This is a genomic window from Actinomadura montaniterrae, from assembly GCF_008923365.1.
Classification (GTDB): Bacteria; Actinomycetota; Actinomycetes; order Streptosporangiales; family Streptosporangiaceae; genus Spirillospora; species Spirillospora montaniterrae.
The window spans coordinates 1-21,903 of the sequence record NZ_WBMR01000155.1; the positions used below are offsets into that span (position 1 = coordinate 1).

The following is a 21,903-nucleotide window of genomic DNA, read 5'->3' on the forward strand; positions in this document are numbered from 1 at the left end:
GGCGCCGTCCGCCGCCTCCTCCGCCGCGGCCCCGCCGGCCGCGTCCCGCGAACCCGAGCCGGCCCCGGCGCCCGAGCCGGAGCCGGAGCTGGCCGTGGTGAGCGCCGCCGCGCGCGGGAGTCTCAACGGCCGCAGCGCGGTCGGCGTCCCGCACGAGGAGCCCGCCCCGGGCCCCGACCCGGAGAACCTGCGCACCATCGTCATCGACATCCTCGAACGGCGGCACGGCGACATCGCCGCGACGCTCGACGAGGTGCGTGCCGAGGGCTACACCTGCGACGAGGCCGAGATCCGGCGGATCAGCGACAACCACTGGTTCCCGTACGCGGTGTACCGGCTGCTGGCCAAGCACCACGGCGACGGCGAGCTCGTCGCCAGGGAGCTCGGCGAGCAGGGCATCGTCTACGACCAGGCGGCGCTGGACGAGCTCGTCCGCTCCTGGCGCGTCTGACCCTTCCGCACCACCGGCACCGCGAGCGCACCGCTCGTCCCGGGACCGGCCGTCCGAAAAGGCGGCCGGTCCCGTCCGTTTCCGGGGTCATCGCGGCCCTCGACCGGTTTCCCCCGTGATCCGCCCCGTTCCCGTGCGACGCTGGACCCGCATCTCATGCCCATGCCGCGTCAGCGATGCCGGGAGACATCATGAAGACGCAACTGCTCGCGGTGGCCGCCGCGGCCGCCGCCGGCGGCGCCGTCACCGGGTACCTCGTCGCCCCCTCGCCGGGCGACGCCGCCGCCCGTCCCGCCGCCGCCCCCCTCGTCACCGGAACCCTGCACGCCGCGCTGAACATGCCGGCGGGCGACCGCGCGAAGGCCGCGGCGCTCGGCTACGACCTGTTCGACGTGGACCCCGACGCCGGCGACCTCGCCGCGCTGCCGAAGGGCGGCCGCGCGCTGCTGTGGGTCGGCAACACCACCTGCGGGGACTTCCAGCAGAACAGCGCGTCGGCGTTCGCCGACACGGTGAAGCGGTTCGCGGGCGACGACCGCGTGTACGGCTGGTACCTGTCCGACGAGCCGAACCCCGACCAGTGCCCCGGCATCGCCGGGAAGCTGCGGCAGCGCGCCGACATCGTGCACAGGTACGCGCCGGGCCAGAAGGCGTTCGCGTCGCTGACGGACTGGCCGATGGGGCCGCTCAAGCCGTCCGAGACCCACCTCGACCTGATCGGGCTCGACCCCTACCCGTGCCGCTCCGGCCACGACGGATGCGACCTGAACGCGATCGACACGATGGTCGGCCAGGCGACCCGGGCCGGGTTCTCCACGAAGATGATCGTGCCGGTGTTCCAGACGTTCGGGCAGTCCTGCAGCGACGGGGAGAAGAACTGGCGGCTGCCGGCCGCCGGCGAGATGAAGGCGATCCTCGCCCGCTGGGACCGGCTCGTCCCGCGGCCCGCGTTCGACATCAGCTACTCGTGGGGCCGGCAGGACGCCTGGGCGTGCCCCGCGCTCGCCGACGCCGACGGCAGCGGCGGCAACCCCGACCTGCAGGCGGTCATGAAGAAGCACAACCTGCGCCGGACCGGCCCGGGCGTCCCCGAGCGCGACCCGGCGCCCGCGCCGAGCCCGACCGCCACCACCGGGTCCTGCCCCGAGCCGGCGAAGCAGTAGGCCGCAGAGCGGAACCCCCGGCCGCGGGACGCGGCCGGGGGTTCCGGGGCGGGGTTTCGTGCGGCGGGCCGCGTCAGCGGTCCGCCGGGAGGGGGCGGTCTCGCCGGTTCAGGAGGCGTCCTTCCCGGCCTTCACCGGCTCCGGCGCGTCCGCCGCGGTGTCGTCGTGGACGTAGCGGCGGCCGCGCAGCAGCGAGGCCAGCGCCGCGATCAGCGACATCGCGATGGCCATGCTGAACACGATCACCAGGCCGTGGTGGAACGGGTCGGCGATCAGGTGCGGGAAGTACGACCGTCCGGTGAGCGTGGCGACGTCGTGCGGGTCCATGCCCGCCAGCGCGTGGAAGGGCTCCAGCAGGTTCTGGATCGGGTTGTAGCCGAGGAACGCCGCGAACAGCGTGCCGACCGGCGGCGTCCCGCCGACCTGCGCGGCGACGTCGGGCGCGACGCCGTGCGAGGTCAGCCCGCCGGTCAGCGTCTTCGGCAGCGAGTTCGACAGCCCGGCGATCATCAGCGAGAAGAACACCCCGATCGACAGCACCATGCCCGCGTTCATGAAGGTGGCGCGCATGCCGGACGCGGCGCCGCGCTGCCCGGCCGGCACCGAGTTCATGATCGCGGTGGTGTTGGGCGCGGCGAACAGCCCGGAGCCGACCCCGTTGAGGAAGATCAGCAGCGCGAAGACCCCGTAATTGAAGTCCGTCGGGATCAGCAACAGGCCGAGGAACGCCAGCGCGGACAGCAGCAGCCCGCCGGAGGCGAACGCGCGGGCCCCGTAGCGGTCGGACAGGTGGCCCGAGATCGGCCCGGCGACCAGGAAACCGAGGGTCAGTGGCAGCAGGTAGATGCCGGCCCACAGCGGGGTGTCCTCGAAGTCGTAGCCGTGCAGCGGCAGCCAGATGCCCTGCAGCCAGATGATCAGCATGAACTGCATGCCGCCGCGGGAGATCGCGGCGAGCAGCCCGGCGGCGTTCCCGGCCGCGAACGCGCGGATCCTGAACAGGTCGAGGTGGAACATCGGCTCGTCGACCTTGGTCTCGATGTAGCAGAAGACCGCGAGGACCACGACGCCGCCGATGACGCCCGCCAGCACCCACGGGTTCGTCCAGCCCATGTCGTGGCCGCCGTAGGGCTGGATCCCGTAGGTGATCGCGGCCAGCAGCGCGGTCAGCCCGACCGCGAAGGTCGCGTTGCCGATCCAGTCGATCCGGGCGCGGACGGCCCGGGTGGCGGTCTCGACCAGGCTGCGGTACGCCCAGACGGTCCCGATCAGCCCGATCGGGGCGGAGGCGAAGAACACGAGCCGCCAGTTGACCTCGCTGAGCAGGCCGCCCGCGACCAGGCCGAGGAAGCTCCCGGCGATGCCGGCGACCTGGTTGACGCCCATCGCCATGCCGCGCCGGCCGGCCGGGAACGCGTCGGTGAGGATCGCGGCGGAGTTGGCCATGAGCATCGCGCCGCCGATGCCCTGGAACACCCGCCAGGCGATGAGCCAGACGGCGCCGGCGCCGCCGTGCAGCGGGTCCAGCCCGAGCACGATCGTCCCGACCGTGAAGACCGCGAAACCGGCGTTGTACATCCGGACGCGCCCGAACATGTCGCCGAGCCGGCCGAGCGTCACCACCAGCACCGCGGAGACGAGCATGTAGCCCATCAGGATCCACAGCAGGTAGCTGACGTTGCCCGGTTCCAGCGGGTTCAGATGGATCCCGCGGAAGATCGCCGGCAGCGAGATGATCACGATCGAGGAGTTGACCGTCGCGAGCAGCATGCCCAGCGTCGTGTTGCTCAGCGCGATCCACGGATAGTGCTTGGTCGGCACGCGCTCCCCTCCCCAGAGATAGTTTCTTGCGCTAACTAATCATATGACGGCATATGTCCGCCAGCGCGGAAAACGGGGTGACCCTGTCACCTCCCGGCCCGTACGTTCTCCCCCATGACCGCACGAATCGCCGTGCTGACCGGCGCGGGAATCTCCACGGACTCCGGCATCCCGGACTACCGGGGCCCGTCCGGCGTATGGACCCGGGACGTCGACGGGCTGCACCAGAAGGCCGGCTCGACGCCCCCGCAAGGTGCTGGAGCTGCACGGCAGCATGGCCACCACGTCGTGCCTGCGCTGCCGCGCGTCCGCCCCGACCGCCGAGGTCATCGCGCGCGGCGAGGACGATCCGTCCTGCCCGGCCTCCGGCGGCGTGCTGCAGCCGGGGATCGTGCTGTTCGGCCAGTACCTCGACGCGGACGTGCTGTCGCTGGCCGGGAACATCGCCCGCGCGTCGGAGGTGTTCGTGGCGATCGGCAGCTCGCTGACCGTGGACCCGGCGGCGCGGCTGTGCGCGATCGCGGCCGAGCACGGCGCCCGGCTGATCATCGTGAACCGCGACCCGACGCCCTACGACGACCTCGCCGACGAGGTCGTCCGGGAGCCGATCGGGGAGGCCGTCCCGGCGCTGTGCGCGCGGCTGGCCGCCGCCTGACCCCGCCCGGCGCGCGGAGTGCGGGCGGTTTCTGGGATCCTGCTGACCACCCGGACGAGAGGACGAGATGCAGGGGACACGACACCGGCTGAGCCTGGACGACGAGCGGGTCCGGGAGTTCTGGCGGGAGCGCCGGGTGTGCACGCTGGTCACGGTCCGGCCGGACGGCACGCCGCACGCGGTGCCGGTGGGCGCCACGCTGGACGCGGGGGCCGGGCTGGTGCGCGTGATCACCTCGGCGGGGTCGGCGAAGGCGCGGCACGTGCGGGCGGCGGGCGAGGCGGGGCTGCCGGTCGCGGTGAGCCAGGTGGACGGCCGGCACTGGGTCACGGTCGAGGGCCGGGCCGTCCTGCGGACGGACGCCGCCGCCGTCGCGGACGCCGAGCGCCGGTACGCCGAGCGGTACAAGCCGCCGCGCGCCAACCCGCAGCGGGTCGTGATCGAGATCGCGGTCGGGCGGGTGCTCGGCAATGTCTGACGGGATCACCCGGCCGGACCTGCGGGTGGACGCGCCGGTGGACGCGGCGGCGGCCGCGCCGGTGGACGCGCCGGGGGCGGCGGGCGTCTGGGTCGTCGGGATGGGCGCGGACGGCTGGGACGGCCTCACCGAGCCCGCCCGAGACGCGTTCCGCAAGGCGGACGTGATCATGGGCGGGCCGCGGCAGCTCGGGCTGCTGCCGTCGCTGGACGCCGAGCGGGCGCTGTGGCCGTCGCCGATGCTGCCGGGGCTGCCGTCGCTGTTCGAGGCGCACCGGGGCCGCCGGATCGCGGTCGCGGCGAGCGGCGACCCAATGTTCTACGGGGTCGGGACGACGCTGGTCCGGCTGCTGGGCGCGGACCGGGTGCGGGTGGTGCCGCACGCGTCGTCGCTGTCGCTGGCGTGCGCGCGGCTCCGCTGGCCGGTGGAGGACACCGAGGTCGTCAGCGCGGTGGGGCGTCCGCTGTCGGTGCTGACCGCGGTACTGGCGCCGGGCCGCCGGGTGCTGGTGCTGAGCGCGGGCGCGGACACGCCCGCCGAGGTCAGGGCGCTGCTGGACGAGCGCGGCTACGGCGGCAGCGAGGTGACCGTCCTGGAGCGGCTGGGCGCGGAGGACGAGCGGGTCGGCCCCGTCCCGGACGATCCGGCCGCGCTGAACGTCGTCGCGATCCGCTGCGCGGGCCCCGGGACGCCGGTCGTGCCGGGCCTGCCGGACGACTCCTACGACCACGACGGGCAGATCACCAAGCGGGAGGTCCGGGCGATCACCCTGGCGCGGCTGGGGCCGGTGCCGGGCGAGCTGCTGTGGGACGTCGGGGCCGGCGCCGGCAGCATCGGGATCGAGTGGATGCGCGCGCACCGGTCGTGCCGGGCGATCGCGATCGAGGAGCGGCCGCGGCGCGCCGAACGGATCGAGGCGAACGCGCGGGCCCTGGGCGTGCCGGGGATCCGGGTCGTCGTCGGGGAGGCGCCCGCCGCGCTGGCGGGCCTCGGCGCGCCGGACGCGGTGTTCATCGGCGGCGGCGTCACCGCGCCGGGGATGGTGGACGCGTGCTGGGAGGCGCTGCGGCCGGGCGGGCGGCTGGTCGTCAACGCCGTCACGATCGAGTCGGAGCGGGTGGTGACGCAGGCGCGCGAGCGGCTCGGCGGCGACCTGACCAGGATCGAGATCGGGCGCGCGGGCGCGGTCGGCGGGTTCACCGGCTGGCGGCCGATGATGCCGGTGACGCAGTGGGCCGCGACGCGGGGGGACGACCGGTGACCGTGCACTTCATCGGCGCCGGGCCGGGCGCCGCCGACCTGATGACCGTCCGCGGCCGGGACCTGGTCGCGGCGTCGCCGGTGTGCCTGTACGCGGGGAGCCTCGTCCCGCCGGAGGTGCTGGGGTGGTGCCCGGGGGGCGCGCGGCTGGTGAACACGGCGAGCATGGTGCTGGACGACATCGTCGCCGAGCTCGTCGCCGCCCATGGGCGCGGGCAGGACGTGGCGCGGCTGCATTCGGGCGACCCGTCGGTGTTCAGCGCGATGGCGGAGCAGATGCGGCGGCTGGACGCGGCGGGCGTTCCGTACGACGTGACGCCGGGTGTGCCCGCGTTCGCGGCGGCGGCGGCCTCGCTGGGCCGGGAGCTGACCGTCCCGGAGGTGGCGCAGACCGTGGTGCTGACCCGCACGTCGGCGCGGGCGACGCCGATGCCGCCGGGCGAGGACCTCGCGACGCTCGGCCGGAGCGGCGCGACGATGGTGCTGCATTTGGCCGTCCAGCGGATCGAGTCGGTGGTGGACGAGCTGGTCCCGAACTACGGCGGGGACTGCCCGGTCGCCGTGGTCGCCTACGCGTCCCGCGAGGACGAGGTGATCGTCCGCGGCACGCTCGCCGACATCACCGCGAAGGTCCGGGAGGCGGGCATCCGGCGCACCGCGGTGATCATCGTCGGCCGCGTCCTGACCGCCGCGAAGTTCACCGACAGCCACCTCTACTCCACCGCCCGCTGCCGCTGACCAACCTCACGGGCCGGCGCGGCCGACGATCGTGCCGGCGCGGTCGATCACGATGACGTCGACGGCGACGGGGGCGCCGCGCAAGGTGGCGAGGGCGGTCTCGCGGGCGCGGGCGGCCACCAGGTCGCCGAGCGGAACGGCAGCGCGCTGGCAGATCTGGAGGGCGTCGAGCGCGGTGTTGGCGCCGCGCACCCGCTCGGCGGTGTCCGCGTCGCCGACCATGGCCGCGAGGACGCCGAAGTCGACCTGCGAGCGCTTGGAGTGCAGGTCGAGGTGGCCGGCGGCGAGTTTCGCGAGCTTGCCGATGCCGCCGGCGATCGTCAGCCTCGGCACCGGGTGGCGGCGCAGGTACTTCAGCACGGCGCCGGCGAAGTCGCCCATGTCGAGCAGCGCGTCCTCCGGCAGCCCGTACAGGTCGGCGGCGACCTTCTCGGACGTGCTGCCGGTCGCGCCCGCGACGTGCTCGCGCCCCATCGCCCGCGCGACGTCCACACCGCGCCGGATGCTGTCGATCCACGCCGAGCAGGAGTACGGGACGACGACGCCGGTCGTGCCGAGGATCGACAGCCCGCCGAGGATGCCGAGGCGCGGGTTCCACGTCCGGCGCGCCAGCTCCTCGCCGCCGTCGACGGAGATCTCCACGATGACGTCGGCGTCGCCGAGGACCTCGCGCATCATCCGGCGCGGCACCGGGTTGATCGCCGGTTCGCCCACGTCGAGGGGCAGGCCGGGGCGGGTGACCGTGCCGACGCCCGGGCCCGCGCGGAACACGACGCCGCTGCCGGGCGGGCCCGGCCGGACGGTCGAGCGGACGAGCGCGCCGTGCGTGACGTCGGGGTCGTCGCCGGCGTCCTTGACGATCCCGGCCGTCGCGAACCCGTCGCCGAGCTCCTCGACGGCCAGCGCGAACGCGGGCGTCTGCCCCTTCGGCAGCGTGATCTCGACGGGGTCGGGGAACTCGCCCGTGAGCAGCGCGGCGTGCGCGGCCTTGGTCGCGGCGGTCGCGCACGCGCCGGTCGTCCAGCCGTAACGGAGATCGCTCACGGCAATACCCTGGTCCCGTGACCCTGCGTGCGGAAGAGACCAGGCGCGTCCTGCTGCTCGGTGGCACCGGTGAGGCGCGGCGGCTCGCCGAAGCCCTCGCCGCCGACCCCCGCTACGACGTGATCAGCTCGCTGGCGGGCCGGACCGCCGACCCCGGCCTGCCGCCGGGCCGCACCCGCATCGGCGGGTTCGGCGGACCGGACGGGCTCGCGGCGTGGCTGCGCGACGAGCGGATCGGCGCGGTCGTCGACGCGACGCATCCGTTCGCCGCGCTGATGACCGAGTCCGCCGTCCTCGCGGCGGAGCGGACCGGGGTCCCGCTGCTGGTGCTGCGCCGCCCCGGCTGGACGGAGGGGCCCGGCGACGACTGGCGGCGCGTCCCGTCGCTGGAGGCCGCCGCCGCGGACCTGCCCGGCGAGCGCGTCTTCCTGACCACCGGCCGCAAGAACCTCGCCGCGTTCGCGGGCGACGCGCGCCGCTGGTTCCTCGTCCGGTCCGTCGACCCGCCGGAGCCGCCGCTGCCGCCGCGCATGGAGACGGTCCTCGCGCGCGGGCCGTTCACCGTCGACGAGGAGCTGGCGCTGATGCGCGAGCACGCGATCGACGCGCTGGTCACCAAGGACAGCGGCAGCGCGATGACCTCCGCGAAGCTCACCGCCGCCCGCACCCTCGGCGTCCCGGTCGTCATGGTCGACCGGCCGCCCGCGCCGGACGGCGTCCCGATCGCCGCGACGGTCGAGGAAGCGGTGGCCTGGCTCGCTCATGCCGGATAGCGGCGCGGTGTGAAGACGGTGGTGCGGCCGTCGCCGCGCTCGGCGACCGTCGTCTGCGACGAGCCGACCAGCAGCAGCGTCCGCATGTCGACACCGTCCGCGTCGAGGTCGCCGAGCCGGACCACCCGGACGCTCTCCTCCGGCCCGCCGACGTCGCGCCCGATGACGACCGGCGTGTCCGGCGTGCGGTGCTCCAGCAGCACGTCGCGGGCCTTGGCGACCTGCTCCTTCCGGGTCTTCGACGCCGGGTTGTAGATCGCGATGACCAGGTCGGCGGCCGCGGCGGCGGCGAGGCGGGACGCGATGACGTCCCAGGGCTTCAGCCGGTCCGACAGCGACAGCACGCAGTAGTCGTGCCCGAGCGGCGCGCCGATCCGGGACGCGACGGCGTTCGCGGCGGTCAGCCCGGGCAGGACCCGCACCGGGACGTCCTTCCAGCGCTCCTCGGCGGCGACCTCCAGCACGGCGGCGGCCATCGCGAACACGCCCGGGTCGCCCGACGACACCACCGCCACGCGGCGTCCCCGCTCGGCCAGCGCGAGCGCGAACTCGGCCCGCTCCGACTCGACCCGGTTGTCGGACGCGTGCCGCTCCTGCCGGGGGTTCGCGGGCACCCGCGCCAGGTAGGGGGCGTATCCGACGAGGTCGTCGGCGGCGGCGAGGGCGTCCTGCGCCTCGGGGGTGAGCCATTCGCGGCCCGCGGGGCCGAGCCCGACGATCGCGACCTCGCCGCGTCCCTCTCCCGGCGCGGCGGGTTCCGGCAGCTCGCGGCGGGTCCGCTCGTGCACGCGGCTCGGCAGGATCGCGACGGAGAAGTACGGGACGGTCTCCGGATCGACGTCGGCGAGCGGCAGCGCCCGCTGCCCGTCGGTGGTGGCGCGCTCGACGTACCAGGCGTCGCCCAGGCGGCCCGCCTCGTCCAGGGCCGCGCGGACGCCGCCGAACGTCCGGCCGAGCTTCAGCACAGCGGCCGAGTCGGTCGCGGCGAGGCGGCGGGCCAGGTCGCCGGGCGGCAGCGTGCCCGGCAGGACGGTCAGCACCTCGTCGCGCTCCACGAGGGGGCGGCCCAGCTCGGCGGACGCGGCGCTCACCGACGTCACGCCCGGCACGACCGTCGTCGGGTACCGGCCGGAGAGCCGCTTGTGCAGGTGCATGTACGAGCCGTAGAAGAACGGGTCGCCCTCGCACAGCACGACGACGTCGCGTCCGGCGTCGAGGTGCTCGGCGAGCCGTGCCGCGCACCGCTCGTAGAACTCCTCCAGCACCGCCCGGTAGTCGTCGGTCCTCTCCGTCGTGACCGGGTAGATGAGCGCTTCCTCGATCTGCCCTTCGCGCAGGTGGGGGGCCGCGATGCGGCGGGCGATGCTGCGCCCGTGGCGCGCCGCGTGGTGGACGACCACGTCCGCGGACTCCACGAGCCGGGCCGCCTTCACCGTGATCAGTTCCGGGTCGCCGGGGCCGAGCCCCACCCCGTACAGGTGTCCGGTCATCACTCTTCCTCGCTGGCGATGGCGTTGATCGCGGCGGCGGTCATCGCGCTGCCGCCGCGCCGCCCGCGCACCACCAGGTACGGCAGGCCGGACGCGGCGAGCGCGTCCTTGGACTCGGCCGCGCCGATGAACCCGACCGGGATCCCGAGCACGGCGGCGGGCCGGGGCGCGCCGTCCGCGACCATCTCCAGCAGCCGGAACAGCGCGGTCGGCGCGTTGCCGATCGCGACGACGGAGCCGCCGAGCCGGTCCCGCCACAGCTCCAGCGCGGCGGCGCTGCGGGTGGTGCCGAGTTTCTCCGCGAGCGCGGGCACGCGGGGGTCGGCGAGCGTGCAGACCACGTCGTTGCCCGCCGGGAGGCGCCGGCGGGTGACGCCCGCCGCGACCATCCGCGCGTCGCACAGGATCGGGCGCCCGGCCAGCAGGGCTTCCCGGGCCGCCGCGACGACGCCGGGCGCGTGGTCCAGGTCGCGGACCAGGTCGGTCATCCCGCACGAGTGGATCATGCGGACGGCGACCCGGGCGACGTCGTCCGGCAGCCCCGCGAGGTCCGCCTCCGCCCTGATGGTCGCGAACGACCGCCGGTAGATCTCCGCGCCGTCGCGGACGTAGTCGATCACTCGCTCCTCCGTGTCGTGGCGGCGGCCGCCGCCGTCGCCGTCAGGTCGTGCGGCCGGGCGCGGACCTCGCCGCCGAGCCGCACCTCGTAGCCGCCGGGGACGGCCACGACCGCGACGTGCCGGTCGGCGGGCCGCCCGCACTGCCGCTCGCAGCCCGACCAGTGCACCGGCAGGCCGCCGCCGGCGCGGCGGGCCCGGGCCGCGTCCGCGCGCACGTCGGTGAGCGACTTCGCGCAGCCGGGACGGCCCGCGCAGGACGTCAGCCCCGCCCAGTCGGGTCCGGTGACCAGGCCAGGGAAGTGTGACATGTCCGCGACGCCGGGAATGACGACGCCCCGCCACGGAGTGACAATGATCTCCCCGGCGGCGCCCAGCCCGGCCGGGTCGAGGCGGCCGAGCGGGACGAGCCCGGAGAACGCCGTCCGCCCGTCCCGCTGCGGGATCGCGCCGAGCGGCGTCCTGCGCGGGGCCGCGGGAACCGGCACGGGTTCCGCCCGGTCCCCGGCCAGCGGAAGGTCGCGGCCGAGTTCGGCGAGCCGCCATTCGCTCGTCCGGACGCGCAGGAACGCGCGGGCGGCGTCCAGCGCGAGCGCGGCGGCGTCCTCGGGACGGGCCCGCAGGCCGCTGTCCTTTCCGGCGAGGACCAGCGCGAACGCGTCCGGCACCACCGCGTACAGGCCGACGTCGGCGCGCAGCGCGATGACGTCGCCGCGCCCGTCGTCCACCGCGAACAGGAACCGGCCGGGGAGGCCGGCGAGCTCCGGGTCGGCGCAGAGGCCCGCGTCCAGCGCCGCCACGACGGGCCGGGCGTCCAGCAGGCCGTCTCCGTCGCGTCCGGTCAGCACGCTGCCGAGGATGTTGCGGACGCGTTCGTGCGTCGCGGACGGCAGCAGCCCGGCCTCGCGCAGCCGCTCGCCCAGCTCGGTCTCGGCCCCGTCGGCGAGCCCCCTGATCTGCAGGTTCGCGCGCGACGTCAGTTCGAGGAACCCGTCGCCCAGCGCGCGCGAGGCGGCGGCCAGCGCGTCGAGCTGCGCCCGCGCGAGCGCGCCGCCGGGCAGCCGGACGCGCGCCAGCCCCCCATCGGCGGCGGCGTGCACCCGCAGGGCCCCCGGACACCGGTCCGGTCCCGAACGCGAAGACGACGACACGGCCGGAACTCTAACCCGGACCGGGGAACGCGACCGCTCAGTAGGCCATCGCCGAGCCGCAGTGCCCGAACCCCGCGAAGGCCGTCTGGAACGCGCCGTCGACGGCCCTGCCGAACGCGTCCAGGCCGTTCAAGCAGGCATAACGCGGTTCCCCGCTCGTCGTGAAGGCGATCGCGGTGAGGGTGTTGGGCTTCTGCGGGATCGTGCTGGTGACCCGCATCGGCTTCCCCTCGGTGAAGGAGAAGATGACGGTGGCGTCCGGCCGCCTCATCGTCCCGTAGCCGGAGCGGCCGTCCGGGCCCATGGTGGCGGACGAGACCGCGCCCGGACCGTCCGGCGCACGGAACAGCACCCGTCCCTCGCGCAGGCCGGATCCGCCTTCGCGGGTGTCGGTCGCGCGGACGGTCACGTTCCGGATCGGGGCGTCCCGCCCGGCCGCGGGGACGACGTCGCCGGTCGTGTAGCCGAGCGTCCGACCGTCGCGGGCCCAGACGATCTCGCCGATGACCGAGGGCCCGGCCGCGCTCCAGGTGCGGCGGCTCCCCGTCGCGGTGTCGAGCACGGTCAGCGCGGCGCGCGGCGGGTTCGCGGGCGCCGGCGCCTGCGGCGGGTTCGGCGCGCAGGGGGCGGTCGTGTAGGCGAGCCGGTCGCCTCGGCGGTTCATCGCGAGGCCCGCGACCAGCACCGGGGTGGTGCCGCCGCGTATCGGCGCGAGCCCGGTCACGTGGCCGTCACCGGTCAGCCGGAACCGGAAGAGACGCGTCTCGCACGGGTCGCTCCGGGACGCCGCGACCACGAAGCTCCCGCCCGGCCCGGCGAGGATCTCCTGCACCTCGCCGGCGGAGTCCGGCGGCCGCACCATGTCGACGACGCGCCCGGGCCCGTTCACGGTGGGCGGCGTACGCACCTCGATCCACGGCCCCTGCCGTCCCGCGCTGAGCAAGAAGCGCGGTGCCTGGTAGACGAAACGCCCTGCCGTCTGCGGGGTCTCTCCGCCCACCGTCGCGCCGACCGCGGCGATGGCGGCGGCGACCAGGACCGCCAGCGCGGCGGGCGCCGCCCAGCGCTGGAACCGCCATGACACCGGCTCGCTCTCCCGTCGCATCGGAAGATCGTCCCACGGCGGGCGGCTCCCCCGGCCGCGCCGGAGGCGGGGGAATCGGGTTAGGGTGTGGGCGGCGGCAAGGGAGGAAGCCGGTGCGAATCCGGCGCGGTCCCGCCACTGTCACCGGGGAGCGGACCCCACGCAAGGCCACCGCGCGAGCGGGAAGGCCGGGGCGAGCGCCGATCCGGGAGCCAGGAGACTCCGTGCCGCCGCTGTCTTGACCTGCGATTCGGGGCGAGGACCCCGGGTGAGGACGCGATCCGCGTGATCCTGCTGCTGTCCACTTCGGACACCGACCTGCTCAGTGCGCGCGCCAGCGGCGCCGACTTCAGGCTCGCCAACCCGGCCCGCACGTCCGTGGACGACCTGCCCGCCCTGGTGGACGGCACCGACCTGGTGGTCGTGCGGCTGCTCGGCGGCCGGCGCGCGTGGGAGGAGGGCCTCGACGCGCTGCTCGCGGGGCCTCGGCCGGTCGTGGTGCTCAGCGGCGAGCAGGCACCGGACGCCGAACTGATGGAGCTGTCGACCGTACCCGCCGGGGTGAGCGCGGAGGCACACGCCTACCTGGCGCACGGCGGTCCCGGCAATCTCGCCGAGCTGTTCGGCTTCCTGTCCGACACGGTGCTGCTCACCGGGTTCGGGTTCGCTGCCCCGTCGCCCACCCCGACCTGGGGCGTGCTGGAGCGTGAGAGCCGGTCGGACGAGGGGCCGGTCGTCGGCGTCCTGTACTACCGCGCCCATCACCTCGCCGGGAACACCGCGTTCGTCGAGGCGCTGTGCGAGCAGATCGAGGCGAAGGGCGGGCAGGCGCTCCCGGTGTTCTGCGCGTCGCTGCGCACCGCCGAGAAGGAACTCCTGGACACGCTCGGACGGGCGGACGCGCTGGTCGTCACCGTGCTCGCCGCGGGCGGCACCAAGCCGGCGTTCGCGGGCGCGGGCGGCGACGACGAGGCGTGGGACGTCGGCGCGCTCGCCGGGCTGGACGTCCCGATCCTGCAAGGGCTGTGCCTGACCAGCGAGCGCGCCGCGTGGGAGGCCAACGACGACGGGCTGTCGCCGCTGGACACCGCGACGCAGGTGGCGGTGCCGGAGTTCGACGGCCGGATCATCACGGTGCCGTTCTCGTTCAAGGAGACCGACGAGGACGGCCTCAGCGTCTACGTCGCCGACGCGGAGCGCGCCGCGCGGGTCGCCGGGATCGCCGTCCGGCACGCGCGGCTGCGGCACGTCCCGGCGCGGGACAAGCGGGTCGCGCTGATGCTGTCGGCGTACCCGACCAAGCACGCGCGGATCGGCAACGCGGTCGGCCTCGACACCCCGGCCAGCGTCGTGAAGCTGCTCGCCGAGATGCGCGACCACGGCTACGACGTCGGCGACGAGTTGCCCGCCGAGGGCGACGCGCTGATGCACGCGCTCATCGCGGCGGGCGGGCAGGACCCCGACTGGCTGACCGAGGCGCAGCTCACCGGCAACCCCGTCCGCATCCCGGCGGCGCGGTACAGGGCCTGGTACGCGACGCTCCCGCAGGACCTGCGCGACGGCATCGAGCGGCACTGGGGCCCGCCGCCCGGCGAGCTGTTCGTGGACGACTCCCGCGACCCCGACGGCGAGATCGTGCTCGCCGCGCTGCGGTCCGGGAACGTCGTCGTGATGGTGCAGCCGCCGCGCGGGTTCGGCGAGAACCCCGTCGCGATCTACCACGACCCCGACCTCCCGCCGAGCCACCACTACCTGGCGGCGTACCGGTGGATCGCGGACGAGTTCGGCGCGGACGCGATCGTCCACGTCGGCAAGCACGGGAACCTGGAGTGGCTGCCGGGCAAGTCCGCCGGGATGTCGGCGTCCTGCGGGCCGGACGCGGCGGTCGGGGACCTGCCGCTGGTCTACCCGTTCCTGGTGAACGACCCGGGCGAGGGCACGCAGGCGAAGCGGCGCGCGCACGCGACGCTCGTCGACCACCTGATCCCGCCGATGGCGCGGGCGGAGAGCTACGGCGACATCGCGCGGCTGGAGCAGCTCCTCGACGAGCACGCGAACATCGCGGCGCTCGACCCGGCGAAGCTGCCCGCGATCCGCGCGCAGATCTGGACGCTGATCCAGGCCGCCCGCCTGGACCACGACCTCGGCCTGGACGACCGCCCGCACGACGCCGAGTTCGACGACTTCCTGCTGCACGTGGACGGCTGGCTGTGCGAGGTGAAGGACGTCCAGATCCGCGACGGCCTGCACGTCCTCGGCGCGGCCCCGGCCGGGGAGACGCGCGTCGACCTGGTGCTGGCGATGCTGCGGGCGCGGCAGATGTGGGGCGGTTCGGTGACGCTGCCCGGCCTGCGCGAGGCGCTCGGCCTGAAGGAGGACGGCGGCTCCCGGAACGAGGTCGACGCGGTCGAGGAGCGGGCGCGGGCGCTGGTCGCCGCGATGGAGGAGCGCGGCTGGGACCCGGCCGCCGCGTCCGGCATCGCGGACGGGCCGGTCGCCGACATCCTCCGGTTCGCCGCGACGGAGATCGTCCCGCGGCTGGAGAAGACCCGCGACGAGATCGGGATGGTGCTGCACGCCCTCGACGGCGGGTACGTGCCGGCCGGGCCGAGCGGGTCCCCGCTGCGCGGCCTGATCAACGTGCTGCCGACCGGCCGGAACTTCTACTCCGTCGATCCGAAGGCCGTCCCGTCCCGGCTCGCCTACGACACCGGCCGCGCGATGGCCGACTCGCTGCTGGACCGGTACCGGGAGGACACCGGCGAGTGGCCGCGCTCGGTCGGGCTGTCGGTGTGGGGCACCAGCGCGATGCGCACGTCCGGCGACGACATCGCCGAGGTCCTCGCGCTGCTCGGCGTCCGGCCGGTGTGGGACGAGGCGTCCCGCCGCGTCACCGGTCTCGAGGCGGTGCCGCTCGACGAGCTGGGCCGCCCGCGCATCGACGTGACGATCCGGATCAGCGGGTTCTTCCGCGACGCGTTCCCGCACGCCGTCGCGATGCTCGACGACGCCGTGCGGGTCGCGGCGGACCAGGACGAGCCCGACGAGATGAACTTCGTCCGCGCGCACGTCCGCGCCGACCTCGCCAAGGGCGGCGACGAGCGGCGGGCGACGCTGCGGGTGTTCGGGTCGCGGCCCGGCGCGTACGGGGCCGGGATCCTGCCGCTGATCGACAGCCGGAACTGGCGCGACGACTCCGACCTCGCCGAGGTGTACGCGGTGTGGGGCGGCTACGCCTACGGGCGCGGGCTGGACGGCGTCCCGGCGCGCGGCGACATGGAGAACGCCTACCGGCGGATCAGCGTCGCCGCGAAGAACACCGACACGCGCGAGCACGACATCGCCGACTCCGACGACTACTTCCAGTACCACGGCGGCATGATCGCGACGGTGCGGGCGCTGACCGGCAAGGCGCCGAAGGCCTACATCGGCGACAGCACCCGCCCGGACGCCGTCCGCACCCGCACGCTCGACGAGGAGACCTCCCGCGTCTTCCGTGCCCGCGTCGTCAACCCGCGCTGGCTCGCCGCGATGCGCCGGCACGGCTACAAGGGCGCGTTCGAGCTGGCCGCGACCGTCGACTACCTGTTCGGCTACGACGCGACCGCCGGGGTCGTCGCCGACTGGATGTACGAGAAGCTCGCGCGGACGTACGCCCTCGACGCCGAGAACCAGGCGTTCTTCAACGAGTCGAACCCGTGGGCGCTGCACGGCATCACCGAACGGCTCCTCGAAGCCGCCGACCGCGGCATGTGGGAGCACCCGGAACAGGACACCCTCGACGCGCTGAAGCGCCTCTACCTCGAAGTCGAAGGCGACCTGGAGGACTCCGGCTGAGCCGCGGCCTACCCGAGGAGGCGTGCGGCGATCGCGCGCAGATCGCGGTCCTCCGCGAAGCCTCGCCAGCCGCCGTGGTTGCGGTGCCGCCGGTCGGAGTCGAGGATCTCGCGCACCGCCCAGCCACCGGGCACGGCGCCTCCCATGTCGGCCAGATACCGCAACGCCGCCCATCGGAACGGCAGGTATTCGCCCCGCGCCAGGTCGTACGCCGCGCCGGACAGAACGTCCGCGGCGGCGTCCACGTCGCCGGTGACCCGGTGGTAGGCGTTGGCCGCCTCCGTTCGCGCCCAGTCGTCACTCGACCTCATGAGCATCCGGAGATGGTCGGCGTAGGCGGCGCCGTGCGCGCCGAGATCGGCGAGGAGCCGCAGATCCCCGCCCGGGTACCGCTGGTCGAGCAGGGCGTCCGCGACACCGAGCAGCGGCGCCGGATCACCCGTGACCTTGAAGAACGCCCAGGGGAACGTGAACCTCCGCTGCCCCGCGACCCGATCGTCCGGGTGCTCGGCGCCCGCGCGGAGGGCGTCCACCGCGTCGGCGGCGGCCGGGCCGATCGCGCCGATCGCGATCGCGGCCTGCGCGGCGGCCTCGGTGCCGAGCAGCCGGACGAGTTCGGGCACGGCCGGCGCCGCCGGTGGCCCCCACTCCTGCAGCACTCGCGCGAGGGTGCGGCCGGAGTCGACGCCGTCCATCCGCGCCCGGATCGCGGGCAGGAGGTCGTCCGCGTGGTGAACGAGCGGCGTCAGCGAGTGGAGGATCGCCGGCGGAGCGTTGATGAACGGTGATGGACCGTAGTAGGCGTCACTCCCTGGCGGCTTCTCCGCGAGGCGTTCCACCAGGTGGGGGACGCAGCGGGCGTCCTTGCGCCAGGCCAGGCCCCAGGCGGCGAAGTCGGAGATCCGCCCGCGGCCGCGCCGGGACAGCGGCGCGTCGTCGCCGAGCCGGGCCGCGAGCAGGTCGGCGTCGCCCTCGTCCAGTGCCGCGAGCAGATGAACGGCGTAGGAGCGCGCCGCGGACGACTCGTCGGTGGCGAGAGCCGCGAGCCCCGGCAGCAGGCGCCGCACCGGCGACCGCCGGTCGCTCAGCAGGTCCGCGGCGACGCGGACGGCGCCGATCCGGCGGTCGGCGTCGGCGTCGCCGATGAAGGCCGTGCACAGGTCGAGGCGTGCGGACGGGTCGTCCTTGATCCCGCCCGCGATCCAGCCGAGCAGCCGGGACGCGCCGCCGCCGAAGTACGGGACGAGCTCCGGGCTCATGCCGCCGACCCACGGGACGTCCCGCCAGACCGCGATGTCGCCGCGGAGCGCCTCGACGGCCACGGCGAGGTCCGGGCGCTGCGCGCCGACCGCCGCCGAGACCGCCGTCTCAGCGGCGAGCCGGAGCTGCGGGTCGTCCGATGTGCGCAGGTCGCGGAGCCAGACGAGCGTCTCGGGCAGCACGTCGACCGTGCAGCCGGGCGCCAGTTCGCCGGCGGCGAGGACGAGCCCGAGCCGCGCCGCCGCGTCGTCCTCGCCGTCCCACGTGGTGCGCAGCGCCGGGACGATCGCGTCCGCGTCGCTCACGGCGGCCGACAGTGTGCTCGCCAGTTTCCGCCGGACGGCGACGTCGGGATCGTCGAGCAGGGCGAGCAGGCGGGGCAGTTCGGGGGCCCAGGCGTCCGGCCAGCCGGCGTCCACGCGCGGGATCGTGTTCGCCTCGTGGACGAGCCGTCCGAGCAGTTCCAGGAGGCCGATCCGGTCGGCGGTGCCCGGTGCCGCCGCCAGCTCGACCAGGTACGGCAGGGCCGCCGTGGCGGCGTCGCAGACGAATCCGCCCTGGTGGTAGAGCCGGCTGTCGAGGTCGTCCACCGCTTCGACGTTCTCGGCGGCGGCGCGCAGCAGGCCGGGGACGTCTTCGGCGGAGCCGTAGGCGTGCCGCAGGGCAGACCAGTCGATCTCGCCCAAGCCCTGGAGAAGCGTCACGAGACGGAGATCATTCCACGGATCCGGTGTAGGCGGCGATGGTGCGATCGGTGCGGGCGCGGGCCTCGGCCTGCGGCGTGCCGGACGCGGCGTCCGCCGCGTACCAGCCTTCCGCGCAGCCGGTCATGAAGGCGCGGGCCTCGTCGGACGCCTGCCATTCGGGGCCGAGGTCCGCCGGGACGTCCTTCCCGGTCGACAGGTGCAGGGACAGGCCGAGCAGGCCCATGTCCCAGCCGACGCCGACCGCGCCGGGCCCGAACTGCTCCCAGTGGTCGTCGACGTGCGTGATGTGCTCCAGCTCGAACCGCGTCCGGCCGCCCTCCTCGGGCGTGAGCCGCACCTCGATCCAGCTGGTCTGGCCGGCGAACTCCCAGGTGGCGAAGAAGCTCTTGGGCGGGTCGCAGCGCTCGACGGTGCCGCCGGCGTTGCCTTCGAGCTGGTAGCGGCCGCCGGCGCGCAGGTCGCCCGAGACGGGCAGGAACCAGCGCGGGATCCGCTCGGGGCTGGTGACGGCGTCCCACACGTCCTCGACGGGGGCGGCGTAGGTCTGGCTGATGACGACGGCGCGGGCGGTGCCGGCCTCCATCTCGCGCTCGCCGACCCGGCGGCGCACGTCGTTGATCTGCCCGGTCACTTCGATCACGGTTCCTCCTCGGTGCGGCGTGCGCGCCGGCCCCTGGCGATCTCGGTGGCCAGGGCGTCCAGATGCGGCGTCCAGTAGCGGCGGAAGCGGTCGAGCCAGGCGTCGATCTCCTGGAGCGGCGCGGAGCCGACGCGGTAGAGGCGCCGGGTCCCGTCCGGCCGGACGACCGCGAAGCCCGCCTCCCGCAGCACCTTGAGGTGCTGCGAGACGGCGGGCTGCGAGATGCCGAACTCCTCCCGGATGACCGACGACACCTCGCCCGAGGACCGCTCGCCGTCGGCGAGCAGCTCGAGGATGCGGCGCCGGACCGGGTCGCCCAGCACATCGAAGGCGTGCACGGCCCTCAACATACAGGCGCGACTTATATAAGTCAAGCCTTAAACAACGAGGCCGGCGGGTCAGCGGCCGGCGAGGAGGTCCTCGAACGGGACGGGTTCGTCGTACGGGTCGGACTTCGCGGCGGCGGGCCGCCCGGCGATCGCGGCGGCGAGCTCGGCGCCGGCGCGGGCGATCCGGTCGGGCAGGCCGGTGTCGCCGCTCCCCCAGTCCTCGGACGCGGCGAACACGGCAGTCGGCATGGCGTTCGCGCGCAGGTAGGCGAACAGCGGGCGCATCGCGAAGTCGATGGCCAGCGAGTGCCGGGCGGTGCCGCCGGTCGCGCCGAGCAGCACCGGCTTGCCCTCCAGGTCACCGCGCTCGATGACGTCGAAGAACGTCTTGAACAGGCCGCTGTAGGACGCGTTGAACACCGGCGTTACGGCGATCAGGCCGTCCGCGCCGGTCACCGACTCGACGGCGGCGCGGAAATCGCCCGACGGGAAGCCGGTGAGGTTCGCGTCCACCATCGCGTGGGCGTGGTCGCGCAGCTCGACGGTCTCGGTGGACACGTCCCCGCCGAGCGCCCGCGCGGCCGACTCGGCGAGCCGGTCGGCGAGCAGCCGCGTGGACGAGGGCCGCCCGAGCCCGGCGGAAACGACGGCGAGCGTCGTCATCGGGTCACCTCCGCGTTCTCCTTGGCCGCGACCAGCGACGCGTGCGTCGGCGCGGTCGCCGGGACGTGCGCGGGCCGCAGCGCCTCGAACTCCTTGCGCAGCACCGGGACGACCTCCTCGCCCAGCATGTCGATCTGCTCCAGGACGGTCTTCAGCGGCAGTCCCGCGTGGTCCATCAGGAACAGCTGCCGCTGGTAGTCGCCGAAGTGGTCGCGGAACGTCAGGGTCCTGTCGATCACCTGCTGCGGGCTGCCGACGGTCAGCGGCGTCTCGCGGGTGAACTCCTCCAGCGACGGCCCGTGCCCGTAGACGGGCGCGTTGTCGAAGTAGGGCCGGAACTCGCGGACGGCGTCCTGGGAGTTCTTCCGCATGAACACCTGGCCGCCGAGGCCGACGATCGCCTGGTCGGCGGACCCGTGGCCGTAGTGCTCGTAGCGGCGGCGGTAGAGGCCGATCAGCCGCTGGAAGTGGTCGGTGGGCCAGAAGATGTGGTTCGCGAAGAACCCGTCGCCGTAGTAGGCGGCCTGCTCGGCGATCTCCGGGCTGCGGATCGAGCCGTGCCACACGAACGGCGGCGCGCCGTCCAGCGGGCGCGGCGTCGAGGTGAACGACTGGAGCGGCGTGCGGTACTTGCCCTCCCAGTCGACGACGTCCTCGCGCCAGAGCCGGTGCAGCAGGTGGTAGTTCTCGATCGCGAGCGGGATGCCGTCGCGGATGTCCTTGCCGAACCAGGGGTAGACGGGCCCGGTGTTGCCGCGCCCCATCATCAGGTCGACGCGGCCGCCCGCGAGGTGCTGCAGCATCGCGAAGTCCTCGGCGATCTTCACCGGGTCGTTCGTGGTGATCAGCGTGGTCGCGGTGGACAGGATGAGCCGCTCGGTGCGCGCCGCGATGTAGCCGAGCATGGTCGTCGGGGACGACGGCACGAACGGCGGGTTGTGGTGCTCGCCGGTGGCGAAGACGTCGAGGCCGGCCTCCTCGGCCTTGAGCGCGATCGTGACCATCGCCTGGATCCGCTCGGCCTCGGACGGGGTCCGGCCGGTGGTCGGGTCGGCGGTGACGTCGCCGACCGTGAAGATCCCGAACTGCATGCCGGCCTCCAAGTAGTAGAAGTTTCAATTACCCTACCGAACCCGGCCGCCCGTCCCGCTATTCCGCACGCCGCGTCCCCGCTAGGGCACGGACCGCTCGAGCGCGTCGAGCAGCCAGAAGTGCAGCGCGCCGAGGGTCACCGGATCGCCCGTCACCAGCCGGAACAGGTCCCAGTACCGGGCCACCCGCGCGTCGCGCTCCGCCTCGGAGTCGCGCAGGATCCGGCGCCGGAACTCCGGGGTGTCCCTGCCCTTCCTCCCCGCGACGTGGGCGGCGACGAACCGGTCCAGGGCCGCGCCGGGCCCCGGCGCCTCCCCCGCCAGGACGAGGGGCGCCGCCAGCTCCATCGCCTCGCTCATCCCGGCCAGCAGCGACTCCTCGTCACCCACGACCCGCACGTTCGACCGCCCCTGCGCCAGCAGCCGCCGGTTCAGCGACCGGTCACCGGCCAGGACGACCATCTCGGCGTAGGCGACCACCTGCGCCGGCGTCGGGTCGGCGGGCGGCGGCGGGACCACCATCTCCAGGAACGCCTCGACCCGCTCGTCCGGCAGCGGAGCCATGATCCGGCGCAGCCAGAACTCCGCCAGCGCGGTGCGCGCGGCCCGGCCGTCCTCCGCCGCCGCGAGCAGGTCCAGCCGCGCGGCCCG

At 74.7% G+C, this 21,903-nt stretch carries 18 protein-coding genes, 2 pseudogenes and 1 riboswitch; of the genes and pseudogenes, 8 read left to right on the forward strand and 12 right to left on the reverse strand.

Going from position 1 to position 21,903, the window contains the following annotated elements; all coding sequences use genetic code 11:
* Positions 1–451: pseudogene (locus tag F9B16_RS51485) on the forward strand (hypothetical protein); the annotation flags it as partial.
* A gap of 191 nt (positions 452–642) precedes the next feature.
* Positions 643–1,614: a hypothetical protein gene (locus F9B16_RS35865; protein ID WP_151544669.1), complete on the forward strand. Its 972-nt coding sequence runs from the start codon at positions 643–645 to the stop codon at positions 1,612–1,614.
* Between the two features lie 108 nt (positions 1,615–1,722).
* Here F9B16_RS35865 and F9B16_RS35870 read toward each other — a convergent pair whose 3' ends face one another.
* Positions 1,723–3,435 (reverse strand): MFS transporter, encoded by a 1,713-nt coding sequence (locus F9B16_RS35870; RefSeq protein ID WP_225992233.1) that lies wholly within the window; start codon positions 3,433–3,435, stop codon positions 1,723–1,725.
* Between the two features lie 253 nt (positions 3,436–3,688).
* On the opposite strand from F9B16_RS35870, the gene F9B16_RS35875 reads away from it, so the two are divergent.
* From F9B16_RS35875 to cobM, 4 genes are all read left to right on the forward strand, one after another.
* A complete protein-coding gene (locus F9B16_RS35875; RefSeq protein WP_318839276.1) occupies positions 3,689–4,090 on the forward strand; it encodes an SIR2 family NAD-dependent protein deacylase in 402 nt (133 codons plus the stop codon).
* 67 nt (positions 4,091–4,157) lie between these two features.
* Positions 4,158–4,568 carry a pyridoxamine 5'-phosphate oxidase family protein gene (locus F9B16_RS35880; protein ID WP_151544670.1) on the forward strand — a complete coding sequence of 137 codons (411 nt, stop codon included), beginning with the start codon at positions 4,158–4,160 and terminating at the stop codon, positions 4,566–4,568.
* On the forward strand, positions 4,561–5,829 hold the full coding sequence (gene cbiE, locus F9B16_RS35885) for a precorrin-6y C5,15-methyltransferase (decarboxylating) subunit CbiE (protein WP_151544671.1): 1,269 nt from the start codon (positions 4,561–4,563) through the stop codon (positions 5,827–5,829). The genes F9B16_RS35880 and cbiE overlap by 8 nt, the downstream gene beginning before the upstream one ends.
* Entirely contained in the window at positions 5,826–6,566 is a 741-nt protein-coding gene (gene cobM / locus F9B16_RS35890) for a precorrin-4 C(11)-methyltransferase (protein WP_151544672.1), read from the forward strand. Before cbiE ends, cobM begins: the two co-directional genes overlap by 4 nt.
* Before the next feature lie 6 nt (positions 6,567–6,572).
* On the opposite strand, the gene F9B16_RS35895 is transcribed toward cobM, so the two are convergent.
* A complete protein-coding gene (locus tag F9B16_RS35895; RefSeq protein ID WP_225992234.1) occupies positions 6,573–7,610 on the reverse strand; it encodes a cobalt-precorrin-5B (C(1))-methyltransferase in 1,038 nt (345 codons plus the stop codon).
* Positions 7,611–7,627: 17 nt separating this feature from the next.
* Between F9B16_RS35895 and F9B16_RS35900 the strand changes: the two genes are divergently transcribed.
* Positions 7,628–8,383 carry a cobalt-precorrin-6A reductase gene (locus F9B16_RS35900; protein WP_151544674.1) on the forward strand — a complete coding sequence of 252 codons (756 nt, stop codon included), beginning with the start codon at positions 7,628–7,630 and terminating at the stop codon, positions 8,381–8,383.
* On the opposite strand, the gene cobJ is transcribed toward F9B16_RS35900, so the two are convergent.
* Genes cobJ through F9B16_RS35920 form a run of 4 tightly spaced genes read right to left on the reverse strand, consistent with a single transcriptional unit; the run spans position 8,371 to position 12,746 of the window.
* Entirely contained in the window at positions 8,371–9,873 is a 1,503-nt protein-coding gene (cobJ, locus tag F9B16_RS35905) for a precorrin-3B C(17)-methyltransferase (protein WP_151544675.1), read from the reverse strand. The two genes, F9B16_RS35900 and cobJ, sit on opposite strands and share 13 nt — an antisense overlap.
* Entirely contained in the window at positions 9,873–10,493 is a 621-nt protein-coding gene (locus F9B16_RS35910) for a precorrin-8X methylmutase (RefSeq protein WP_151544676.1), read from the reverse strand. The genes cobJ and F9B16_RS35910 overlap by 1 nt, the downstream gene beginning before the upstream one ends.
* Positions 10,490–11,641, reverse strand: coding sequence for a nitrite/sulfite reductase (locus tag F9B16_RS35915; protein ID WP_151544677.1), 1,152 nt, complete (start codon positions 11,639–11,641; stop codon positions 10,490–10,492). Before F9B16_RS35915 ends, F9B16_RS35910 begins: the two co-directional genes overlap by 4 nt.
* A gap of 37 nt (positions 11,642–11,678) precedes the next feature.
* Positions 11,679–12,746 carry a hypothetical protein gene (locus F9B16_RS35920; RefSeq protein ID WP_151544678.1) on the reverse strand — a complete coding sequence of 356 codons (1,068 nt, stop codon included), beginning with the start codon at positions 12,744–12,746 and terminating at the stop codon, positions 11,679–11,681.
* A gap of 83 nt (positions 12,747–12,829) precedes the next feature.
* Positions 12,830–12,947, forward strand: a riboswitch (cobalamin riboswitch).
* Between the two features lie 63 nt (positions 12,948–13,010).
* On the opposite strand from F9B16_RS35920, the gene cobN reads away from it, so the two are divergent.
* Positions 13,011–16,562, forward strand: coding sequence for a cobaltochelatase subunit CobN (gene cobN, locus F9B16_RS35925; protein WP_151544679.1), 3,552 nt, complete (start codon positions 13,011–13,013; stop codon positions 16,560–16,562).
* Positions 16,563–16,570: 8 nt separating this feature from the next.
* On the opposite strand, the gene F9B16_RS35930 is transcribed toward cobN, so the two are convergent.
* The 6 genes and pseudogenes from F9B16_RS35930 to F9B16_RS51490 form a co-directional block, all read right to left on the reverse strand.
* A complete protein-coding gene (locus F9B16_RS35930; RefSeq protein WP_151544680.1) occupies positions 16,571–18,526 on the reverse strand; it encodes a HEAT repeat domain-containing protein in 1,956 nt (651 codons plus the stop codon).
* Between the two features lie 10 nt (positions 18,527–18,536).
* Positions 18,537–19,169, reverse strand: a complete 633-nt coding sequence (locus F9B16_RS35935) for an SRPBCC family protein (RefSeq protein ID WP_151544681.1) — start codon at positions 19,167–19,169, stop codon at positions 18,537–18,539.
* Complete coding sequence (locus F9B16_RS35940) at positions 19,166–19,507, reverse strand: ArsR/SmtB family transcription factor (protein WP_151544682.1); 342 nt, start codon at positions 19,505–19,507, stop codon at positions 19,166–19,168. Before F9B16_RS35940 ends, F9B16_RS35935 begins: the two co-directional genes overlap by 4 nt.
* Positions 19,508–19,567: 60 nt before the next feature.
* Positions 19,568–20,161 (reverse strand): FMN reductase, encoded by a 594-nt coding sequence (locus F9B16_RS35945; protein ID WP_151544683.1) that lies wholly within the window; start codon positions 20,159–20,161, stop codon positions 19,568–19,570.
* Positions 20,158–21,252: an LLM class flavin-dependent oxidoreductase gene (locus F9B16_RS35950; RefSeq protein WP_151544684.1), complete on the reverse strand. Its 1,095-nt coding sequence runs from the start codon at positions 21,250–21,252 to the stop codon at positions 20,158–20,160. Before F9B16_RS35950 ends, F9B16_RS35945 begins: the two co-directional genes overlap by 4 nt.
* Positions 21,253–21,333: 81 nt before the next feature.
* Positions 21,334–21,903, reverse strand: a pseudogene (locus tag F9B16_RS51490) (hypothetical protein); the annotation flags it as partial.